The organism is Mesorhizobium sp. M0715 (assembly GCF_040320355.1).
Lineage (GTDB): Bacteria > Pseudomonadota > Alphaproteobacteria > Rhizobiales > Rhizobiaceae > Mesorhizobium.
The window spans coordinates 110,688-131,012 of the sequence record NZ_JAMYPL010000011.1 but is presented as its reverse complement, the minus strand read 5'-3'; the positions used below and the strand labels follow the sequence as shown (position 1 = coordinate 131,012).

Here is a 20,325-nt window from a genome sequence, read left to right as displayed (position 1 = left end):
GCTCCGATGGTGATGGACGCGATAAGCAAAGTGCCCCCTCACCCGCCCTCCTCTTCGCTCGGTCGACCTCTCCCCGAGGGGAGAGGAGACGACCAGCGCCGGCGCCAGTCTCTTCTCCCCATCGGGGAGAAGGTGGCCGCGAAGCGGCCGGATGAGGGGGCGTCTTTCCAGCCATGAAGATACTTCGCAAACTCGCTATTGGAGCCGCAGGGGGCGCCTGCCTTTTGGCGCTCTCCGCAGCCAGCCTCTGGGAACTCGACCGTGCTTTCCCACCCCCGCTTCCAGCCGAACTCACGGTCTCCACCGAAGTCCAGGATCGCGACGGCGAATTGTTGCGCGCCTTTGCCACGCCGGACGGGTACTGGCGGCTCGAAACCCGCCTCGACCAGGTCGACAAGCAGTTCGTCGACATGCTGGTCACCTATGAAGACAAGCGTTTCTGGGACCATGGAGGTGTCGACGTGCTGGCGCTGGCCCGCGCCGCCGGCCAGTTCGCCACCAGCGGCCACATCGTCTCCGGCGGCTCGACGCTTTCGATGCAGCTTGCCCGGCTGATCGAGCCGCGCGAAAGCCGCAGCCTCGGCTCCAAGGTCAGGCAGATGCTGCGCGCCATCCAGATCGAGCGGCGATTGTCGAAACGCGAAATCCTCGAACGCTACCTGACGCTGGCGCCTTATGGCGGCAATCTGGAAGGCGTGCGCGCCGCCTCGCTCGCCTATTTCGGCAAGGAGCCGAAACGGCTCACCGTTTCCGAATCCGCCCTGCTCGTCGCTCTGCCGCAACTGCCGGAAAAGCGCCGGCCCGACCGCAATTTGAAGATCGCCCACGCCACCCGCGACCGGGTGCTGACCCGAATGGTCTCCTCCCGCCTGCTCGGCGAGCGCGAGGCCGCACGGGCCGCCCTCGACGATGTCTCGGACCTGCGCCGCACGCTGCCGGCGCTCGCCGCGCACGCCGCCTATGCGATGTTGCCCAAGGCCGTCCCCGGCCAGCCCTTGCAGCTGACGATCCGCAAGAGCGTCCAGGAGGGGCTGGAACAGGTGGCGAGGGACGCGGCCACCAAGCTCGGCCCTCGCCTGTCGGTCGCTATGGTGCTGGCCGACTCCCGCACCGGCGACATCCTTGGCGAAGTCGGCTCGGCCAATTTCTTCGACGCCAGCCGCTCCGGCTGGATCGACATGACAAAGATCGTCCGCTCGCCCGGCTCGACGCTGAAGCCCTTCATCTACGGTCTGGCCTTCGAACAGGGCCTGGTGGCGCAGGAAACGCTGATCGACGACAGCCCCGTCGATTTCTCCGGCTACCGACCGAAGAATTTCGATATGGGCTACCAGGGCGATGTCAGCATCCGGCAAGCGCTGCAATTGTCGCTCAATGTGCCGGCGATCCGCGTGCTCGACGCGGTCGGGCCAACGCGGCTGATGGCGCGCTTCCGCCAGGCCGGCGTCAGCCCCATACTGCCGGTCAACGAAGCCCCGGGCCTGGCCATCGGTCTTGGCGGCGTCGGGGTGACATTGCGCGACCTCGTCCAGCTCTACACAGGGCTCGCCAATGGCGGCAAGACGCACACGCTGCATGATGGCACCGAGCCTGCCAATGCCGAGCGCACCAGCGCCACCATCCTCGACGGTCAGGCCAACTGGCAGATCATCGACATATTGTCGGGCGTCAAGCCGCCCGAGGGTGCCTTGCAGCGCGGCATCGCCTACAAGACCGGCACGTCCTACGGATACCGCGACGCCTGGTCGATCGGCTTCGACGGCCGCTATGTGCTGGGCGTCTGGGTCGGCCGCCCCGATGCCGGCGCGGTGCCCGGCCTTTCCGGCTATGTCTCGGCCGCTCCCATCCTGTTCGAGGGTTTTGTCCGCTCGGGCATCGCCACCGTCCCCTTGCCGGGCAAACCGCCCGGCATGTTCAGCCCCAGGCGCGAGGACCTCCCGGTGACGCTCGCCCGCTTCGGCGCCGGGTCGGACGGACTGGTGCAGGCGACAGTGACCGAACCCGCACCGACCATCATCTTCCCGCCCGACGGCGCCCGCGTCGATCTCGGCACCAGCTCTGCCGACGCCTCGCCGCTTGTGCTGAAGCTGCAAGGCGGCCGCGCGCCGTTCCGCTGGCTGGCCAACGGCAAGCCGCTCACTGGCATCGACCGTCGCCGCACCGCGACCTGGCAGCCCGACGGCGCCGGCTATTCGACACTGACCGTCATCGACGCCGCGGGGCGTGCGGCGAGTGTGAAGGTGTTTGTCGAATAGATCGCGCCAAGCGATTCATGGAATTGGCTTTCCACAGGCTCAGCGGATAGCAGGATACTCACCCCATGCCTGTTCCGAGGCACCCCCCTCTGGCCTGCCGGCCATCTCCCCCGCAAGGAGGGAGATCGGATGTCCTTTCCGCTTTCGCCAACTGTCAAAGACAATACGCAACGGCAAAGCTGCCAATCTCCCCCCTTGCGGGGGAGATGCCCGGCAGGGCAGAGGGGGGTGCCTCGCGCCATCTTCTATCGTCAGCAGCCTCAGCACTGGCAGCAACAATCCTTATCGCGGCAACCACACTCCCCGCTTTGGCCGATGCCCTGCCCGCCGGCTTTGTCCGGCTCGCCGATGTCGATCCCTCGATCCGCCAGGACATACGCTACGCCGGATCGGATAATTTTCTGCATCGCAAGGTGGACGGCTATGACGCCCCGGCCTGCATCCTCACTGGGCAGGCGGCAAAGGCACTGTCCGCCGTCCAGAAAGCGATCGCCGCCAAAGGCTTGACCCTGGTGTTGTTCGATTGCTACCGCCCTGCCCGCGCCGTCGCCGACATGAATGAATGGACGCGCGAGGGCGGGCCGCCCGATCCGCAATGGTATCCGAAGGTCAGGCGCAGCGACCTGATCGCCAACGGCTATGTCGGAGAGCTGTCGACCCATTCACGAGGCTCGACCGTCGACGTCGCCATCGCCCGGACGGACCGCAGGTCCAGCCCCAACCCGGCCTGTGGCGCGGTTGATGCCGACACGCTCGATTTCGGCACCGGCTTCGACTGCTTTGATCCGATGAGCGAAACCGCCCACCGCGGCCTTGCCAGTGAAGCGGCGGCAAACCGCAAGATGCTTGTCGACGCCATGCGCGCTGGCGGCTTCAAGAACTATGCAAGGGAATGGTGGCACTTCACGCTGAAAAGCGAACCGTTCGCCAGACAGCGTTTCGACTTTCCCATCACCGCCGATTGATGCACCGGACCAAATTCCACACCTTGCCTCGGCACCGCCCCTTGCTAGATAGGCTGAGTGGCCGGGCCATGGATTCTTCCTTTGGCCGCAAGAGGAAAATATTTCTCCTAACGGCGAAATGGCGTCGAACATTTTCTCAAGAGGGGCAAAAAAGGCAACATTGAATGCATCTAATTTCTACCAATTCGGTAGATTTGGCGCGGGTTCAACGGAGGCAGAAATGACCAAACCTCATTTCAGGAAACTGCTCGGCGCACTGGTCGCCACATCTGTCCAGTTCGGCACGCTCGGTTTCGCGTTTGCCGATACCACCATTCTCAACGTGTCCTACGATCCGACACGCGAGCTCTACAAGGCCTATGACGAAGCTTTCGTCGCGCATTGGAAGGCCGAGACCGGAGAGACGGTCACCGTCCAGCAGTCGCATGGCGGATCGGGCGCCCAGGCCCGCGCCGTGATCGATGGCCTCGACGCCGATGTGGTGACGCTGGCACTTGAAGGCGACATCAATGCCATCGTCTCGAAGGCGAAGAAGATCAATCCGGACTGGCGCACCAAATTCGAAAACAATTCAGCGCCTTACACCTCGACCATCATCTTCCTCGTTCGCAAGGGCAATCCCAAAGGCATTCACGACTGGAGCGACCTCGTCAAGGACGGTGTCCAGGTGATTACGCCTAATCCTAAAACCTCCGGCGGCGCGCGCTGGAACTATCTCGCCGCCTGGGCCTACGCTAACGCCAATGACGGCGGCGACGAGGCCAAGACCAAGGAGTTCGTCGGCAAGCTCTACGCCAATGCCCCGGTGCTCGACACCGGCGCGCGCGGCTCGACCGTGACCTTCGCGCAAAAGGGCTTGGGCGATGTGCTTATCGCCTGGGAAAACGAGGCCTATCTGGCGCTCGACGAGTTCGGTGCCGACAATTTCGACATCGTCTACCCGCCGACCTCGATCCTGGCAGAACCGCCGGTGGCGGTGGTCGACGCCAATGTCGATGCCAAGGGCACGCGCAAGGTCGCCGAAGCCTATCTGAGCTGGCTCTATTCCAAAGAAGCGCAGACGATCATCGCCAAGAACCATTATCGTCCTGCCAAGCCCGATCTGGTGCCGGCCGAAGACCTCGCCAAGCTGCCGCCGATCAAGCTCGTAACCATCGACGATCCACAGTTTGGTGGCTGGAAAAAAGCACAGCCTTATCATTTCGGCGATGGTGGTATATTCGACCAGATCTACAAGCCCCAGTAAGCAGTCGATATTCAGGACGACATGACCACAGCACCCGCCCAGGCGGGGTGGCGATTCAGGCAGCCGAGCGTAATTCCGGGTTTCGGATTGACGCTCGGCTTCTCGCTTGCCTACCTCACCCTCATTATCCTCATCCCGCTATCCGGGCTGCTCTGGCGCTCGGCCGCCCTTGGCTGGCCTGAATTCTGGGCGATCGCCACCGATCGCCGCACCATCAATGCGCTGAGAATCAGCTTCGGCACCGCCTTCGTCGCAGCTGCGGTCAACGTCGTCTTCGGCACGCTGGTCGCATGGGTGCTGGTGCGCTACCGCTTCCCCGGCCGCCGCATCGTCGATGCCATGGTCGACCTGCCCTTCGCCCTGCCGACGGCTGTGGCCGGCATCGCGCTGACCACGCTCTACGCGCCGAACGGCTGGATCGGCAAATTGCTGATGCCGCTCGGCATCAAGGTAGCCTATACGCCGCTCGGTATCGTCATCGCGCTGATCTTCATTGGCCTGCCCTTCGTCGTGCGCACCGTGCAGCCGATCATGGAGGAGATCGACAAGGAAGTGGAGGAAGCCGCCGCCACGCTTGGCGCCAATCGCTTCCAGATCATCACCCGCATCCTGTTTCCGGGCCTGGCGCCGGCCATCGTCACCGGCTTCGCGCTCGCCTTCGCGCGTGGCGTCGGCGAATATGGCTCGGTCATCTTCATCGCCGGCAACTTGCCCTACAAATCAGAAATCGCACCGCTGCTGATCGTTATTCGGTTGGAGGAATACAATTATCCGGCGGCAACCGCGATCGCGGCGATCATGCTCGCTTTGTCGTTCATCATGCTTTTGGTCGTCAACCTCGCACAGTCATGGAGCCGCAAGCGCTATGGCTGACCCGGAGATCAAATCCTACGAACCGCATCATGAAAGCCAGTCGGCGGCGGTCACGGAAAGCCGCCCTGCGCGCCTGGCTCTGATGGCCGTCGCCTTCGCCTTCCTCGGCATTTTCCTGCTCTTGCCGCTGATCATCGTCTTCAACGAAGCCTTCGCCAAGGGCATCGGTGCCTACACCGAAGCGCTCGGCAGTGCCGACACCCGCTCGGCGATCCGGCTGACGCTGCTGGTGGCGGCGATCTCGGTGCCGCTCAACATCGTCTTCGGCATCTCCGCCGCCTGGGCGATCGCCAAGTTCGAGTTCAAGGGCAAGGCCTTCCTGACCACGCTGATCGACCTCCCCTTCTCGGTCTCGCCGGTCATATCGGGCCTCGTTTATGTGCTTCTGTTCGGCGCCCAAGGGCTGCTCGGCACCTGGCTGAAAGCGCATGGCATCGTCATCCTGTTTGCCGTGCCGGGCATCGTGCTGGCCACAATCTTCGTCACCTTCCCCTTCGTCGCCCGCGAGTTGATCCCGCTGATGCAGGAACAAGGCAATGGCGACGAGGAGGCAGCGCTTTCGCTCGGCGCCAATGGCTGGCAGACCTTCTGGTACGTGACCTTGCCCAACGTCAAATGGGGGCTGCTCTACGGCGTGCTCCTGTGCAATGCGCGTGCCATGGGCGAGTTCGGCGCGGTATCGGTGGTGTCGGGTCACATACGCGGCCTGACCAACACCATGCCGCTGCATGTCGAAATCCTCTACAACGAGTACAACGCCGTCGGTGCCTTCGCCGTCGCTTCATTGCTTGCGGGCCTGGCGCTCGTCACGCTGGTCTTGAAAACACTTCTCGAGATGCGCTACGGCGCCGAGATCGCCGCAACACGCGGGCACTGACAAAGGGACCACTATGGAAGTTCGCGTTGCCAACGTGCGCAAGGAGTTTGACCGGTTTCCGGCGCTTCACGACGTCTCGCTCGACATCAAGTCGGGCGAACTGATCGCGTTGCTGGGACCGTCCGGTTCCGGCAAGACGACGCTGCTCAGGCTGATTGCCGGGCTGGAGCGGCCGACACGGGGAAAGATATTCTTCGGCGACGAGGACGCCTCGCACAAGTCGATCCAGGAGCGCAATGTCGGCTTTGTCTTCCAGCACTATGCGCTGTTCCGGCATATGACGGTGGCGGACAATATCGGCTTCGGCCTGAAGGTCCGGCACGGACCGTCGCGCCCGCCGGCGCAGGAGATCCGCCGTCGCGCCTCCGAGCTTCTGGACCTCGTCCAGCTTTCAGGGCTCGAAAAGCGCTATCCGGCGCAGCTCTCCGGCGGCCAGAGGCAGCGCGTGGCGCTGGCGCGCGCCATGGCGATCGAGCCCAAGGTGCTGCTGCTCGACGAGCCGTTCGGCGCGCTTGACGCGCAGGTGCGCCGGGAATTGCGCCGCTGGCTGCGCGAAATCCATGACGCCACCGGCCATACCACCGTCTTCGTCACCCACGACCAGGAAGAGGCGCTGGAGCTTGCCGACCGCGTCGTGGTGATGAGCCAGGGCCGCATCGAGCAGGTCGGCACCGCCGACGATATCTACGACACGCCGAACTCGCCCTTCGTCTATGGCTTCATCGGTGAATCAAGCTCGCTTCCCGTCAAGGTCGAGAATGGCGAGATCTGGCTCGCCGACCGTCCGATCGGGATTGCCGCGCCCAACGAGCCCTCGGGCGATGCGACGCTCTATTTCCGCCCGCATGATGTCGAACTGCTGGACGGCTGCAGCGGCTGTATCGCCGGCACGGTCGCCGCCAGCCGCCGCGTCGCCGGCACGCGCCGGGTCGAGCTTGAGATCGGCGGAGAGCGCCAGCGGGTCGAAATCGAACTGCCCGTCGACCACCCCGCGGCGCAGAAAAGCCGGGTGGCGTTTCGCCCCGGACGCTGGAAACTTTTTCCGGCGGCTTGATCCTCTGGTCGAGGGCTACGCCAGCCAGTTCTCGACCTTCAGGCCTTTGATCCGGTTGAACTCGCCCGTGTTGGCGGTCACCAGCGTGGCGCCCAATGCACAGGCATGAGCGGCAATAAAAAGATCGTTGTGGCCAATGGTCTGGCCTGCCGCTTCAAGCTCGGCGCGAAGTCCGCCATACTCGGCATCCACCGGCACATCGAGCGGCAAGACAGGAATCTCGGCCAGCAAGTCTTCAACCTTCTTGAGCAGCTTGGCCGATCCCTTCCTGGCGCAGCCATATCGCAATTCCGAGGCGACCACGATGCTGGTGCAAACCGCGTCATCTCCCTCGCGCGACATTGCCCTCGCGGCCTTGCCAGCCGGGTTTCGGATCATGTCGCTGATGATGTTCGTATCCAGCATGAACCGCATCTAGAAAATGTCCTCGGATTTGACTGGCGTGTCGTCGATCTCGGGGAAGTCGTCTTCAGGATCGAGCGGCGGCTCTTTCGCCCACTGGGCGAGCAACGCGGTGAGGCCAGGTTTGCGAACCGGCTCGATGACAAGACGATCGCCTTCCCGGCTGATCAGGACTTTTTCGCCGGGAAGCTCGAACTCGACAGGAATGCGCACCGCCTGGCTGCGGTTGTTGCGAAACAGCTTCGCCTCCTTGGGCGGCGTTGTTGAATGACGGTTCTGGGGCATGTTGCAGCTCTTTTGTATATGCCATTTGTATATGCCAAACAGCGCCACGGTGCAAGGCCCGGGAAAACTCGGCACAGGAGACATCGCCTGCCATCGCACCCCGGAACGTTTCGGTCTGATGGCGGTCGGCTTAATTCATGCTTCGAGCGACACGACTATCCTTTCGTCACGCCTTTCAGCGACAGCACCAAGGTCATTGGGTTTTTCGGCGAAGCCGCAAAACCGTAGTGTTCGTAAAAGGCTTTCGCCTCATCCGATATGGCATGAACAAATATCCCGCGAATCCCGAGGATCGTCGCGGCGCGACCTGCCCGTAAAACGGCGTCTTGCAGCAGCGCGGCACCCAGCCCCTTGCCTTGCCAGCCCGCGTCGACGGCAAGACGCCCGAGCACGACCATCGGAATGGGATCAGGCATGTTGCGACGAATGGCGCCGGGTGCCTGCGCGAGATCAAGCCCGCCCGAAGAGAGGCAGGAATAACCGACAACGCGCGCGTCTTCCGCCACCACATAGGTACGCGACGCGCCGCTGACCTGGTTGGCTCGCGCCCTCAGGCGAAGCCATTGGTCGAGACTTTCCGTCCCGCTTCGAAAAAGGTCGAGATCGTGATTTTCGGCCAGAGGCGCGGGCGCCGATAGTATCATCCCTGCCACGGCCTGGGCACGTTCATAAGGCGTGCAAAACCTTCACCGCTTGGCGTCTCATCGAGGATGTCGAGATAGTGCCGATAGCTCTCGGGATCCATCTTGATCAGTGCCTGGTCGAGCAGCGTGTCCTCGGCCGCACGATATGCAGCATCGACCATAAAGTCGGAGCGGGTCTTCCCGCGTATTTTCGCAGCACGGTCGATCAATATGCGCACATCCTCTCGGATGCGCAGATTGACAGGCTTGGCGTGGGTCTCGGGTGTGGTCTTTGTCATGGCAGCGCTCCTTGTCGCTCCCGTAGCACACCTGCATACACAATGTGTATCTTTTTTCGGAACAGTCAAACGAATTGGAACGATCGGCGTCCACCGAGGCGAAGTCGCACTTGAAAGAAAAAACTACGAACCTTCTATTCCGGGGATAGGTTTTCTAGAAGCGATGCATTGATCCCCGGACCCATGCCTCGTCGCACACCACGCACCCCGGCTATGGTCCGACCATAAACACATTGCATCGGAGCCTGTTTTCATGAAGCGATTTTTCCTCGGGCTTGCCACCGTCGCCGGCCTGTTCCTCGCATCCTCCCCGGCCTGGTCGGCTGACAAACTGCTCAACGCATCCTATGATGTCGGCCGCGAACTGTTCGTGCAGGTCAACAAGGCTTTCATCGCTCAGCATCCGGGCGTCACCGTCGACCAGTCGCATGCCGGCACTTCGGCGCAGGCGCGCGCCATCGCCGAGGGCCTTGGCGCCGATGTCGTTACCTTCAACCAGGTCACCGACATCGACTTCCTGGTCAAGAAGGACCTCGTGTCGGCAGACTGGCAGAAGAACTTTCCCGACAACGCCTCGCCCTTCTATTCGCTGCCGTCCTTCCTGGTACGCGCCGGCAACCCCAAGCATATCAAGGACTGGAACGATCTCGTGCGCGACGACGTGCAGGTGATCTTCCCCAATCCGAAAACCTCCGGCAATGCGCGCTACACCTATCTGGCGGCCACCGCCTACGCCAAGGAGGCCTTCAAGGGCGACGACGCCAAGGTGAAGGAGTTCATCACCAAGCTGTTCAACAACGTGCCGATTTTCGACACCGGCGGCCGCGCCGCGACCACCACCTTCGTGCAGCGCGAGATCGGTGATGTGCTGATCACCTTCGAGTCGGAGACGCGCGGTATTCGCAAGGAGTATGGCGACGGCAAGTTCGAGCAGGTCACGCCTTCGGTCAGCCTGCTGGCCGAATTCCCCGTCGCGATCGTCGACAAGGTTGCCGACGAGCACGGCACGCGCGATCTGGCCAAGACCTATCTCGACTTCCTCTACACGCCGGAGGGCCAGGACATCGCCGCCCGCAACGGCCTCAGAGCCCGCGACGCCGCTGTGGCGGCAAAATACAAGGCCGATTTCCCCGATATCCGGCTGCTGACGGTGGAAGACGTCTTCGGCGGCTGGGACAAAGTACAGAAAGAGCATTTCGCCGCTGGCGGCCTGCTCGACCAGACCTACGGCAGCCGCTGAAGGCCGCGATATCTGCGGAGTAGACGGAAAAGCCGGCGCCCTGCCGGCTTTTTTCGTTTTTGAACGCCGAAAACCTGGTTATCAGCAGAATATCCGCCTTCTCAGTGCAAAACGTTACAAAGAATCAACGCGTTTATGCCTAACGTGCAATTTGGTGGCTGTTTGCGAAACATCATCGCAGGGCGAAGACGTCATTATTTGCACACAAACAGTCGGCAGATGCGAGTGGTTGGGGCTTTTATGGGTTGATCTGGGCATGCTGACAAAAAAAGGCAAATACGGCCTCAAGGCCCTCGTGCATCTGTCTGGCCTGCCGGCCGGCCAATTGGCCTTCGTCAATGACATCGCTGTGGCCAACAATATCCCGAAGAAATTCCTCGATGCCATCCTGGGCGAGTTGCGCAATGCCGGCTTCGTCCAGAGCCGCAAAGGCAAGGAAGGCGGCTACCGCCTTGCCCGGTTGGCCTCCGAAATCAAGATCGGCCATGTCGTGCGCGTGCTTGACGGGCCGCTGGCGCCGATCCCTTGCGCCAGCCGCACGCAGTATCAGCGCTGCGAGGATTGCGACGAGGCGACCTGCCAGGTCCGCCACATGATGCTGGAGGTGCGGCAGGCTATCGCCGAGGTGCTGGACAATCGCAGCCTCGCCGCCATGCGCGATGCGGACAATGACGATTTTCCGGTCGAGCTGACGTCGCAGATCTAAACCACCGACTGCAAGCTGACCGCGCTCAGACAGACATGAGATTCTTCCATTGAAGAGGGAGTTCTCCAAATCCCGGGTTGCGAAGACCTGAAATCACAGGAGAACCCCATACAGTTTGGCCTACCCGTTCAAATTGGACGCAGCCTCGAATACATCGCGTGCGGACGTCGTACCCGCCACGTGCTCCGTACCCGCCACACCGAGGTCCATCCATCCCGCATTCACGGCCTCGTACATTTCTTCGGCAGGTCCGCTGTGGCCCTTCGGGATGCCGAATTGCTCGAGCGCTTCCGCCCACCCGCACGCGGGATTGCAAAGGCTTTCACGTCGAGATTCAGGACTTCGCCCAATTGCTCGGCGACGTCGTCCGCGCTGACCATCGAACCAAGCTCGACGATGCGCTGCCCTGACCACATTGGCCCGGTCAAAAGCGTTGCGAATTCCGCGCCGATGTCGTTCGTCGCGACCATTGTCGATTTCCGGTTTGTCGGATTGTAGAAAGCCGGCAGCGTTCCGCCCTGCGCGACCTGCAACCCGAAAAGAAAATTCTCGAAGAATCCGCCTGCGCGCACAAAAGCAACTGGCGATGTCAGGTCGCGAAAACCTTGCTCCAGAAGGGACAAGGCCGCGATTACCCCGTGCCCGCTGGTTCTGTTCGCCCCCATAGACGAAAGCGCAACCACTCGCGGCGGCGCTGTCTTGGTGAGCGCCTCGACATAGCTTGCAATCACGCCCTTTGCTTCCTTGTAATCGGGCGAAGGCGCCCAGACAGGGGGCAGCATGACGAACGCGCCTTCGACGCCTTCGAGCGCTCGCTCGATGGCTGCCGAATCGTTCCAATCGCCGTCAACGAGCTCCACGCCCCGGTTCGCCCAGCTCAACGCCTTCTCGCGGTCGCGAACCAGCGCGCGCACCTTCTTGCCTTGCGCTAGCAAATGCCTTGCCGTCGCGCCGCCCACGTTTCCCGTGATTCCCATTACTAAGAACATGTGTTTTCTCCTGATGTTTAGGGACAGAGCTGCCCCTGTTGGTTCAATGGATGAGCGGCAGAATGGCCCGGATACGGGGATCGCGCAGATAGAGGCCGCCCCAGGTCATCGCGCCCAGAAGCAGGGAAATGATTTCCGGCGGCGACCCCAACTCACCGATGCGGAGATGGGCGCAGATGGCACCTCCCAGAAAGCCAGTCACCAGGATCGCGCCGAGGACGGCGGTGACCGGGATGGCATAGAGGATGGCGCAGGCGAGTATGATCGGACCCACGACACGGGTCAGGTCCATCGCGAACCCGGTTTCCTGCAACATGCTCGCGATCCGTGCCGGCGCGAAAAGCTGAACAGTGCCGTCTGCCATCAAAGCGATAACGACAAACGCGCTCATTATCCGGCCGGCCCACAGGGCGCGATGCAAGGTCATAGTTTCAGGTGTCTGATGCAGGTTCACGGTTTCCGACACTTGTCATTCTCCATTGGGAAGATCCCATGTTCCAAGCTTACTGTGCCCCAAGACGTGATAAACACCGAGGAAATGAACCGACTGTTCTCTTTTCGGGAAACAATACCGGGGCACGAAAATGCAAAATCTCGAACCCATCCTCATTTTCATAACGGTAGCGGAAATGGGGAGCTTCACCCGCGCAGCCGACAGCCTGGGCATCCAAAAGGGGAGAGCCTCAACGGCGGTCCGGAAGCTGGAAGAAGATCTCGGTGTCAGGCTCCTGCACCGGACGACGCGCAGCGTGCGGTTGACGGAAGACGGACGCGCATTTCATGCCCGTGCCCGCGATCTGCTTGCTGAAGTCGATGATCTGCACTCGATGTTCGCCGGCGATCGCGTGGCACTTCGCGGGCGTTTGCGGGTCGACCTTCCAACCGAAGTGGCGCGCACAACGATCGTGCCGGCCTTGCCGGATTTCATGGCGGCGCACCCCGAGTTGGAGCTGGAGGTGTCGAGTACGGATCGGCAAGTCGATCTGGTTCAAGAGGGGTTCGATTGTGTATTGCGGCTTGGACCCATTCGGGACGAGACGCTGATTGCCCGCCCACTGGGCCTGTTGCGCATGGCCAACGCTGCCAGCCCCGCCTATCTGGCGCGCCATGGCGTCCCTCGGTCGCTGGAAGATCTCCAGCGTCAGGAACATAGGACAATTCACTTTTCGACGGTGCTGGGCGCGAGACCCTATGGATGGGAATATCCGGACGGCGACAGCTACGCGACGCTTCAGTTGCCAGGTGGGCTACACGTCAACAGCGCGCAGACCTACGAAGCCGCCGCCCTCGCCGGCCTTGGTGTGATTCAGGCGCCACTCTTGGGCATTGGCCGATACTTGGAGAGTGGAGCGCTTGTCGAGATCATACCCGATTTTCGTCGCCGGGCGCTCGCCGTGTCCCTCGTCGTTGCGCATCGGAGCAATCTGTCGCGCCGAGTCCGCGCATTCATGAAATGGATCGAAGATGTGCTGACGCCATATATGGAATAGCGACACGAATATCTTCGTCCGACCCTCGAAATCAACATTTCTGAAGTTGTGTCTGCCGATCGGCGGTCCGGCGTCGCGGGCGCCGGCTCAAGCACGGACATGAGTACCGGGCCGTGCTCAGCCCCGCGCTGGCGCCGGAGGCGTCTGTCACCCCGGCAACGGACACCGCCAGGGATGGCGCCAAGAACATGGCCGTGCAGGCTCACTACATCCTGCTCAAGCGTGACCGCCTGCTGGAGGCGCTGAGGCTCTACCCCGAGCAGATGCTGACGTGGTCCCGCCGGCAGCGGCTGACCGAGGCCCAGGACAGCACCGGCATCGGCACTGACGATGAAAGTTCATGACCGGCGTATCAGTCGGACCGCGGCAGCGACGAGCTCACCGACCGGGCGCGTCGCATCGAGCGTCAGGGCCCGCTCCTCCACTGCCGGCGGCTCGAGGATGGCGAACTGGCTGTCGACCAGGCTTGCCGGCATGAAATGGCCCTTGCGGTTGCCGACACGCTGCCTGGCCGTGGCAGGGTCGATCTCCAGATAGAGGAAGACGATTTCCGGGCAGAAGCCGCTCAACCGTTCGCGGTAGCTGCGCTTCAGTGCCGAGCAGGCGGCAACCACGCCCTGTCCGCCGCCCACCGACTCCGCGATGCGCTCGCCGATCGCGTTGAGCCAGCCTTCGCGCAGTTGATCGGTAAGCGGTTCGCCGCTTGCCATGCGTGCGACGTTTTCCGGCGGGTGCAGCCTGTCGCCCTCGATGAAGGTAACGCCCAGCGCGGCCGCCAGCGCAATACCGACGGCCGACTTGCCGCAGCCGGCGACGCCCATCACCACGATGGCCGGAGGCACCGAGCCGGGAGCGCCCGCTGGCGCCTGTGCTGCCTTTTCGTCCACTGTCAGCGGCTTGCCGGCGCGCGGCCGTAGAGCAACAGCATGGCGACAATGACGACGCCATAGATGATCTGCCGCCCCGCCTCCGGCATCTGCATGACGGAGAGGATGGACTGCAGCAGCGTGATCAGGATGACACCGGCGACAGTGCCGAGATAAGAGCCGCGTCCGCCCAGGATCGAGGTGCCGCCAAGCACCACCGCGGCGATCGACGGCAGCAGATAAGCGTCGCCCATCGACTGCGCCGCCTTGGAGGCATAGCCCGCCAGAAGCACGCCGCCGAAAGCCGAGAGCCCGCCGGAGACGGCGAAGGCGATCATCACCACGCGCCGCGTATCGATGCCGGAGAGATAGGCCGCGCGCTCGCGGTTGCCGATGCCGTAGACGGTGCGGCCGAAGCTGGTACGGGTCAGCACGAACACCATCGCGGCTCCGATCAGCGCCCAGATGATGACCGCGTTGGGCACGCCCGGAATGGCGAAGCCGGTCGCCAGGTAGCGCATCGCGCCCGTCGCCGAATCCTGCGGCGAGAAGCCGCCGGTGTAGACCACCATCAGCCCTTGCGCGACGGCGTTGGTGGCCAATGTGATGATCATCGAGGGGATGCGCAGATAGGCGACGCCGATGCCGTTGACGACGCCGATCAGCATGCCGCAGAAAATACCGAACGGAATGGCCAGCGCCACGCCGACCGGGCCGTACGCCGCCGCAGCGCAGGCCATCATGGCGCCCGCCGCCACCGCCCACGGCACCGACAGGTCGATCTGACCGAGCAGGATGACCAGCATCATCCCGGTGGCGATGACGCCGAGGAATGAAGCCACCTTGAGCTGCTGCAGAAGATATTCAGGCGACAGGAAGCTTCTGGAATAGAGGCTGCCCAGGAACAGCAAGAGAACGATGCAGGCAAAGGCCGTCAGCACCGCCGGATCGGCACGGCGGATGAATCTGGGCATGCGGCCGGCAATGCCGCCAAGCGTCGTTTCGCTCACAGGAACCACTCCAGCCGGTTGCGGACCCGAAACAGGGCGAAGGCGCCGAGGCTGACGGCGACCAGCAGGATAACGCCCTGGAACAGCGGCTGCCAGAGCGGATCGAAATCGAAGACGAACAACAGGTCGCCGATGGTGCGGAAGGCCAGTGCGCCGAAGATGGCGCCGATCGCGCTGCCCTTGCCGCCGAACAGCGAAACGCCGCCGAGCACCACGGCGGCGATCGAAAACAGCGTGTAGGAGTTGCCGCTGGCATAGGCCGCTTCACCCGTATAGGTGAAGAAGGTCAGGAACAGTCCGCCGATCGCCGCCAGCAGGCCGGCCAGCGTGTAGGCGGCGAACTTGCCGCGCCGGATCGGCACACCCGACATGTAGGCCGCCGTCTCCGATGAGCCTGCCGCGTAGGCGGCGCGGCCGAGCACCGAGCGGCTGAACGGCACCCAGATCACCAGCACGACGGCCAGCAGGACGACCAGGCTCGCCGGCACCACGCCAAACACACGGCCGGTCAGCGCATCGGCCAGATCCTCATTGACCGAGCCGCCCGGGAATGGCCGCAGCAAAAGGCCGATGCCGTAATAGACGGCCCCCGTGGCAATGGTGGCGACGATCGGCTGCAATCGGCCATAGATGACGATGGCGCCGTTGATCGCGCCGCACAGCAGCCCTACCGCCAGCACGGCGATGACACCGAGCGTCGTCTGCATCGGCGTGCCGACCACCAGCCAGGAGGCCAGGCAGTTGGTCAAAAGGAAGATCATGCCGACGGACAGGTCGATGCCGGCGGTGATCACCACCAGCGTCTGCGCCATGGCGACAAAGGCGAGCAGCACACCCTTGTTCGACGCCGTCTGCACGACATTGGCGGTGAAGCCCGCCGGATGGTTCGAGGTGTAGATGACGAACATGACGATGAAGATGCCGAACGCCAGCAGCGTTCCGCGCTGCTCGGCCAGCCAGTAGCGCCAATCTTTCACGCGCTTGCTCCCAGGCCCACTGGGCTCTCCTCGCCATGGATGTTGAGCGCGCTTGATATCAGCGCCCGTTCGGTGATCTCGGCACCGACCAACTCGCGCTTGACCGCCCCGTCATAGAGCACCAGCACGCGGTCGCAGCAGCCGATCAGTTCGTCATAATCGGTCGAGTAGAACAGGATCGCCGCACCCGCGTCGGCCAATTTGCGCATCAGCTGGTACAACTCCTGCTTGGTGCCGACGTCGATGCCACGCGTCGGATCGTTGAGCAGGATGATGCGCGGCTGGCGCATCAGCCATTTGGCGATGACCACTTTCTGCTGGTTGCCGCCCGAAAGCGCGCCGACCGGAATGTCGAGGCCCGCCGTCTTGATCGCCAAGAGGCCGACCATGTCGTCGATCAGCCGCTGCTCGGCGGCGCGATCGATGATGCCGGCTTTCGACAGCCGGTCGAGCGCCGCGAACGACAGGTTCTCGCGCACCGTCATCGGCAGCATCAGCCCTTCGGTCTTGCGGTCCTCGGGAATGAGCGCCATGCCGATGCCGTCGTCGCGCGCAACGGATGGACTGGTGATCGAGACAGACTTGCCGTCGATCAGGATCTGGCCGCTGAGGCCCCGCAGCACGCCGAAGAAGGCGAGCAGCAATTCGCGCTGGCCCTGGCCGTCGAGGCCGCCAAGGCCGACCACCTCACCTGCCCTGACGGTCAGCGAGATATCGTGCAGCCGGTCGGCCCATGAGAGCTTGCGGGCCTCGAGCCTGGGGGCCGCGGTGGCAGGCACGGCCGCCGGCTTGGGCGGAAAGATATGGCTGTATTCGCGGCCGATCATCAGTTCGACCACCTCATTGTCGCTCTTCGAGCCGGCTGCATAGCTGGCGACATTGCGGCCGTTGCGGAACACCGTGCACTGATCCGCCAGTTCGGCGATCTCGTTCATGCGGTGCGAGATGTAAAGCAGCGCCAGCCCTTCCGAGCGCAGCCGCTTGAGCACCGCGAAGATCTTCGAGACATCCGCGGCGGTCAGCGCGGAGGTGGCTTCGTCGAGGATGAGGATGCGCGGCTTGCGTGCCAATGCCTTGGCGATCTCGACCATCTGGCGGCGCGACAATGGCAGGTCCTTGACCAGCGCCAGCGGGTGGATGTCGGCGGCGCCGGCGCGAGCAAGTGCTTCTTCGGCGATGCGGCGCTGCGCCTTGCGGTCGATCATGCCGAAGCGTTTGGGCGGATCGGAAATGACGATGTTGTCGGCCACGCTGAGCTCAGGGACCAGCGACAGTTCCTGGAAGATGCAGACGATGCCGGCCTTGTTGGCGGCCCCCGGAGAAGCGAAGGTCGCCTCGCGCCCGTCCAGCGTCATGCGGCCCTCATCGGGCGCCACGACACCTGCCATAACCTTGATCAGCGTCGATTTGCCGGCGCCGTTTTCACCGAGAATGGCGTGGATGCTGCCGGCTTCGACGACAAGCTCGGCCTTCTCCAGCGCCCGTACGCCGCCATAGCGCTTGGATATGCCTTCCATACGAAAGAGCGGAGCCGCACCGTCCATCGGCCCTCCCAGGGCGATTGTGGGATTGAGACAAGCGCCGCGGCTAAAGCCGCGGCGCCAGGTGACAGCCAGCGATGATTTACTGGTTTTCCTTGGTCTGACCCATGATTTCCTGGGCGCTGAAATTGATGCCGCAGGTCGGGAAGGAATTGCCGACGAAGAAATTATCGGATTCCTTGGGGAAATAATCCGTGCCTTCCTTCAAGTTCGGGTCTTCGGCGATCGCCAGCGGCAGCTTCACCTCTTGTGGCACAACCTCGCCTTCGAGTGCGGCGATCGCGGTCTTGATGGCGACGGCGACCTGAGCCGGACCCGAGCCTGCGGACGAGCACTTCAGCCCGTCGGCCGAATGCGCGGCGCAGAACTTGCGGAAGCCGTTCTCGGTCTCGCCGCCAAACGGCACGAACGGATGCTTGGCGTCGATCATCGCCTGCACGATGCCGGTGTCGCCGCCCTGCCCGGTGATGCCGTCGAACGGACCGTTGGTGGCGATCGCATCCGCGGTCACTTTCTGTGCCACGCCGTCATCCCATTTGCCGGCGACTTCGGTCACGTCCCACTTCTTGCCGGACGCGTCGAAGACCTCGTGGATGCCGTTGTGACGATCGGTGTCGACCGAGGTGCCGGCGACGCCGCGCACTTCCAGGATCTTGCCGCCGTTCGGAATCTTGGCGACCAGCCACTTGGCCCACAATTCGCCAAGGCCCTTCTGATCGACATTGACGTTGATGGCGTCCTTGGTGTCGAGGATGTTGTCGAAGGCGACCAGCACGATGCCGGCTTCCTTGGCGCGCTTGATGACCGGACCGAAGGCCGTCGGGTTCTGGGCGTCGGTGACGATGGCGTCATAGCCGGAATCGATGAAATTGTTGATCGCCGAGATCTGTGCCGGCACGTCCTCGCCCGTCGAGACGACCTTGAATTCCTTGATCTTGGCTTTGACTTCAGGTTGTGCGGCGTAGGCCTTGGCCGTCTGCACCATCTGGATGCGCCAGGTATTGGCGATATAGCCATTGGCAAAGGCGATGCGGAACGGCCCTTCCTTCTTGGGATATTTGAAGAATTTGGTCTCCGCGCTCCACGGCGCGAAACAGTCCGCCTGAGCGGCGGGACCCGACACGATTTCGGGTCCGGCGGCCATGGCGGCCGAATTGAGCATGACGAATGCAGTGGCGGCAACGACGCCACCAACAAGTGACTTGATCATCGATAATCCTCCCGATTGCAGTTCAGATTGTTCGTTTCGCAACGCGAATTTTCGCGCGATGGACCGGCACCTCCCGCCTCGCCATGCGCGTCCTTGGCCGCCCGTGGTGGCCGACCCGGTTCCTCCCTTGTCGCCCCCAGCGGTACGAAAACTATCATATTATCCATAATAAACAAGTATTAGTTGTCGCTTATGTATAATAAACAGGTACGCCCTGTCGTTTATGCACCTGCCTGCGGGAAATGGTAGCGCTACCAAATTGGCGTGTAAACCGGCATTTGCACAGTCGCTCCTGTGCGTTTCAACGCGCCGTGCTCTCGCGGCGCTTGAGCTCGAAACCGAGGTCGACGATCCGTTGCTCCGGTCTGTTGCCGGCGATCGCCGCAAGCGCCATGGCAACGGCACGCCGGCCGATCTCATAACGATGGGTGCGGATGCTGGTGACCGAAGGAAACGCCACCTGCATCATGTCGAGATCGTTGAACCCGACGATGCCGATCGTCTTCGGTACCGCGATCGAGGCGCGATGGCATTCGAACAAGACGCCGAGCGCGATATCGTCATTGTTGCAGAAGACACCGTCGAGTGTCGGCACCTTGGCCAGCGCATCGCGGAACATCTCGCGGCCGAGCGAGACGCTGGACAGCACCGGCGTAGTGGTGACGAGGCGCGGGTCGAACAGGCCCGCGGCCTCCATCGCCGCGCGATAGCCGGCAAGGCGCCGCTGCGAACGCGGATCCATGCGCGCGCCGATGAAGCCGATGCGGCGATAGCCCGCCTCGATCAGATGCTCGCTCGCCGCCCTGCCGCCATCCAGATGCGAGAAGCCGACCATCATGTCGACCGGATCGGGACCCGTTTCCATGACCTGCACCACAGGGCAGCCGGCACTTTCCAGCAGCTTTCGCGAAGCCGGTGTCTGATCGATGCCGGCGACGATCAACGCTGCCGGCCGTTGCGAACCGAACACCTGCAGCAGCCGCTCTTCCTCGAGGCCGGAATAGTGGGTGTTGCCAAGCTGGATGCGGAAGGGGCTGGCCGACAGGCTGTCATAGATGCCGCGCACCACCTCGGCGAAGACGTTGTTGGTAAGCGACGGCACCAGCACGCCGAACACCTCCGCGCGCGCCGAGGCCAGGGCCCGGGCATTCGGGTCCGGCACATAGCCCAGTTCGTCGACGGCGGCCTGGATCTGGCGGCGCAGCTCTTCGGACACACGCTCCGGCTCGCGCAGGGCGCGCGACACGGTGATCGCACCAACGCCGGCCTTGCGCGCGACATCCGCGATGGTAGGGCGGCCGCCGCCCCGGCGCGAGCGCGGCTTGGTCAAGGGCGCACTCCTGGCGACGGGCTTGTGCAGCCAAGCGCCTTTAGAACCATATTCAGGGTCTTTGCCACCGTCGTCATGCCAAATCGG

The 20,325-nt window shown here is 63.0% G+C and carries 22 protein-coding genes; 10 read left to right on the top strand and 12 right to left on the bottom strand.

What is annotated here, in order from left to right:
- Positions 1-173: 173 nt before the first annotated feature.
- From pbpC to NKI21_RS15910, 6 genes are all read left to right on the top strand, one after another.
- Complete coding sequence (gene pbpC, locus NKI21_RS15935) at positions 174-2,255, top strand: penicillin-binding protein 1C (RefSeq protein ID WP_352441163.1); 2,082 nt, start codon at positions 174-176, stop codon at positions 2,253-2,255.
- A gap of 308 nt (positions 2,256-2,563) precedes the next feature.
- Positions 2,564-3,220 carry a M15 family metallopeptidase gene (locus tag NKI21_RS15930; protein WP_502895930.1) on the top strand — a complete coding sequence of 219 codons (657 nt, stop codon included), beginning with the start codon at positions 2,564-2,566 and terminating at the stop codon, positions 3,218-3,220.
- A gap of 220 nt (positions 3,221-3,440) precedes the next feature.
- Positions 3,441-4,466: a sulfate ABC transporter substrate-binding protein gene (locus NKI21_RS15925; protein ID WP_127271865.1), complete on the top strand. Its 1,026-nt coding sequence runs from the start codon at positions 3,441-3,443 to the stop codon at positions 4,464-4,466.
- 21 nt (positions 4,467-4,487) lie between these two features.
- Entirely contained in the window at positions 4,488-5,339 is an 852-nt protein-coding gene (gene cysT / locus NKI21_RS15920; protein WP_013530875.1) for a sulfate ABC transporter permease subunit CysT, read from the top strand.
- On the top strand, positions 5,332-6,216 hold the full coding sequence (gene cysW / locus NKI21_RS15915) for a sulfate ABC transporter permease subunit CysW (RefSeq protein WP_127270916.1): 885 nt from the start codon (positions 5,332-5,334) through the stop codon (positions 6,214-6,216). Before cysT ends, cysW begins: the two co-directional genes overlap by 8 nt.
- A 13-nt stretch (positions 6,217-6,229) precedes the next feature.
- Positions 6,230-7,270 (top strand): sulfate/molybdate ABC transporter ATP-binding protein, encoded by a 1,041-nt coding sequence (locus NKI21_RS15910; protein ID WP_023813221.1) that lies wholly within the window; start codon positions 6,230-6,232, stop codon positions 7,268-7,270.
- A gap of 15 nt (positions 7,271-7,285) precedes the next feature.
- Here NKI21_RS15910 and NKI21_RS15905 read toward each other — a convergent pair whose 3' ends face one another.
- The 4 genes from NKI21_RS15905 to NKI21_RS15890 all read right to left on the bottom strand — a co-directional run bounded on the left by NKI21_RS15905 (position 7,286) and on the right by NKI21_RS15890 (position 8,879).
- Positions 7,286-7,684, bottom strand: coding sequence for a type II toxin-antitoxin system VapC family toxin (locus NKI21_RS15905; RefSeq protein ID WP_023813222.1), 399 nt, complete (start codon positions 7,682-7,684; stop codon positions 7,286-7,288).
- The gene (locus NKI21_RS15900) at positions 7,685-7,957 is read right to left on the bottom strand and encodes an AbrB/MazE/SpoVT family DNA-binding domain-containing protein (protein ID WP_023813223.1); all 273 of its coding nucleotides are present in this window, start codon (positions 7,955-7,957) and stop codon (positions 7,685-7,687) included.
- Between the two features lie 155 nt (positions 7,958-8,112).
- Positions 8,113-8,598, bottom strand: coding sequence for a GNAT family N-acetyltransferase (locus tag NKI21_RS15895; RefSeq protein WP_128303536.1), 486 nt, complete (start codon positions 8,596-8,598; stop codon positions 8,113-8,115).
- Positions 8,598-8,879, bottom strand: a complete 282-nt coding sequence (locus NKI21_RS15890) for a type II toxin-antitoxin system TacA family antitoxin (RefSeq protein WP_352441164.1) — start codon at positions 8,877-8,879, stop codon at positions 8,598-8,600. Before NKI21_RS15890 ends, NKI21_RS15895 begins: the two co-directional genes overlap by 1 nt.
- A 253-nt stretch (positions 8,880-9,132) precedes the next feature.
- On the opposite strand from NKI21_RS15890, the gene NKI21_RS15885 reads away from it, so the two are divergent.
- Together NKI21_RS15885 and NKI21_RS15880 are read left to right on the top strand one after the other, a co-directional pair.
- On the top strand, positions 9,133-10,119 hold the full coding sequence (locus tag NKI21_RS15885; RefSeq protein ID WP_023813226.1) for a sulfate ABC transporter substrate-binding protein: 987 nt from the start codon (positions 9,133-9,135) through the stop codon (positions 10,117-10,119).
- Between the two features lie 256 nt (positions 10,120-10,375).
- Positions 10,376-10,825: an RrF2 family transcriptional regulator gene (locus NKI21_RS15880; RefSeq protein WP_023813227.1), complete on the top strand. Its 450-nt coding sequence runs from the start codon at positions 10,376-10,378 to the stop codon at positions 10,823-10,825.
- Positions 10,826-11,046: 221 nt separating this feature from the next.
- Here NKI21_RS15880 and NKI21_RS15875 read toward each other — a convergent pair whose 3' ends face one another.
- Both NKI21_RS15875 and NKI21_RS15870 read right to left on the bottom strand, forming a co-directional pair.
- Complete coding sequence (locus NKI21_RS15875; RefSeq protein WP_352441165.1) at positions 11,047-11,784, bottom strand: NmrA family NAD(P)-binding protein; 738 nt, start codon at positions 11,782-11,784, stop codon at positions 11,047-11,049.
- A gap of 73 nt (positions 11,785-11,857) precedes the next feature.
- Positions 11,858-12,280, bottom strand: coding sequence for a DoxX family protein (locus tag NKI21_RS15870; protein WP_127295470.1), 423 nt, complete (start codon positions 12,278-12,280; stop codon positions 11,858-11,860).
- A 118-nt stretch (positions 12,281-12,398) separates the two neighbouring features.
- Here NKI21_RS15870 and NKI21_RS15865 point away from each other — a divergent pair, with 118 nt between their 5' ends.
- Positions 12,399-13,304 (top strand): LysR family transcriptional regulator, encoded by a 906-nt coding sequence (locus NKI21_RS15865; protein WP_352441166.1) that lies wholly within the window; start codon positions 12,399-12,401, stop codon positions 13,302-13,304.
- Between the two features lie 113 nt (positions 13,305-13,417).
- The gene (locus NKI21_RS15860) at positions 13,418-13,648 is read left to right on the top strand and encodes a hypothetical protein (protein ID WP_023813231.1); all 231 of its coding nucleotides are present in this window, start codon (positions 13,418-13,420) and stop codon (positions 13,646-13,648) included.
- On the opposite strand, the gene NKI21_RS15855 is transcribed toward NKI21_RS15860, so the two are convergent.
- From NKI21_RS15855 to gntR, 6 genes are all read right to left on the bottom strand, one after another.
- On the bottom strand, positions 13,643-14,191 hold the full coding sequence (locus NKI21_RS15855; RefSeq protein ID WP_352866233.1) for a gluconokinase: 549 nt from the start codon (positions 14,189-14,191) through the stop codon (positions 13,643-13,645). The two genes, NKI21_RS15860 and NKI21_RS15855, sit on opposite strands and share 6 nt — an antisense overlap.
- Before the next feature lie 2 nt (positions 14,192-14,193).
- Positions 14,194-15,180: an ABC transporter permease gene (locus tag NKI21_RS15850; RefSeq protein WP_127295464.1), complete on the bottom strand. Its 987-nt coding sequence runs from the start codon at positions 15,178-15,180 to the stop codon at positions 14,194-14,196.
- Complete coding sequence (locus tag NKI21_RS15845) at positions 15,177-16,157, bottom strand: ABC transporter permease (RefSeq protein ID WP_127295462.1); 981 nt, start codon at positions 16,155-16,157, stop codon at positions 15,177-15,179. The genes NKI21_RS15850 and NKI21_RS15845 overlap by 4 nt, the downstream gene beginning before the upstream one ends.
- Positions 16,154-17,701 carry a sugar ABC transporter ATP-binding protein gene (locus NKI21_RS15840; RefSeq protein ID WP_023813235.1) on the bottom strand — a complete coding sequence of 516 codons (1,548 nt, stop codon included), beginning with the start codon at positions 17,699-17,701 and terminating at the stop codon, positions 16,154-16,156. Before NKI21_RS15840 ends, NKI21_RS15845 begins: the two co-directional genes overlap by 4 nt.
- Positions 17,702-17,780: 79 nt before the next feature.
- Positions 17,781-18,908 carry a sugar ABC transporter substrate-binding protein gene (locus tag NKI21_RS15835; RefSeq protein ID WP_023813236.1) on the bottom strand — a complete coding sequence of 376 codons (1,128 nt, stop codon included), beginning with the start codon at positions 18,906-18,908 and terminating at the stop codon, positions 17,781-17,783.
- Positions 18,909-19,209: 301 nt separating this feature from the next.
- A complete protein-coding gene (gene gntR, locus NKI21_RS15830) occupies positions 19,210-20,238 on the bottom strand; it encodes an HTH-type transcriptional regulator GntR (protein WP_023813237.1) in 1,029 nt (342 codons plus the stop codon).
- Between the last annotated feature and the right edge of the window lie 87 nt (positions 20,239-20,325).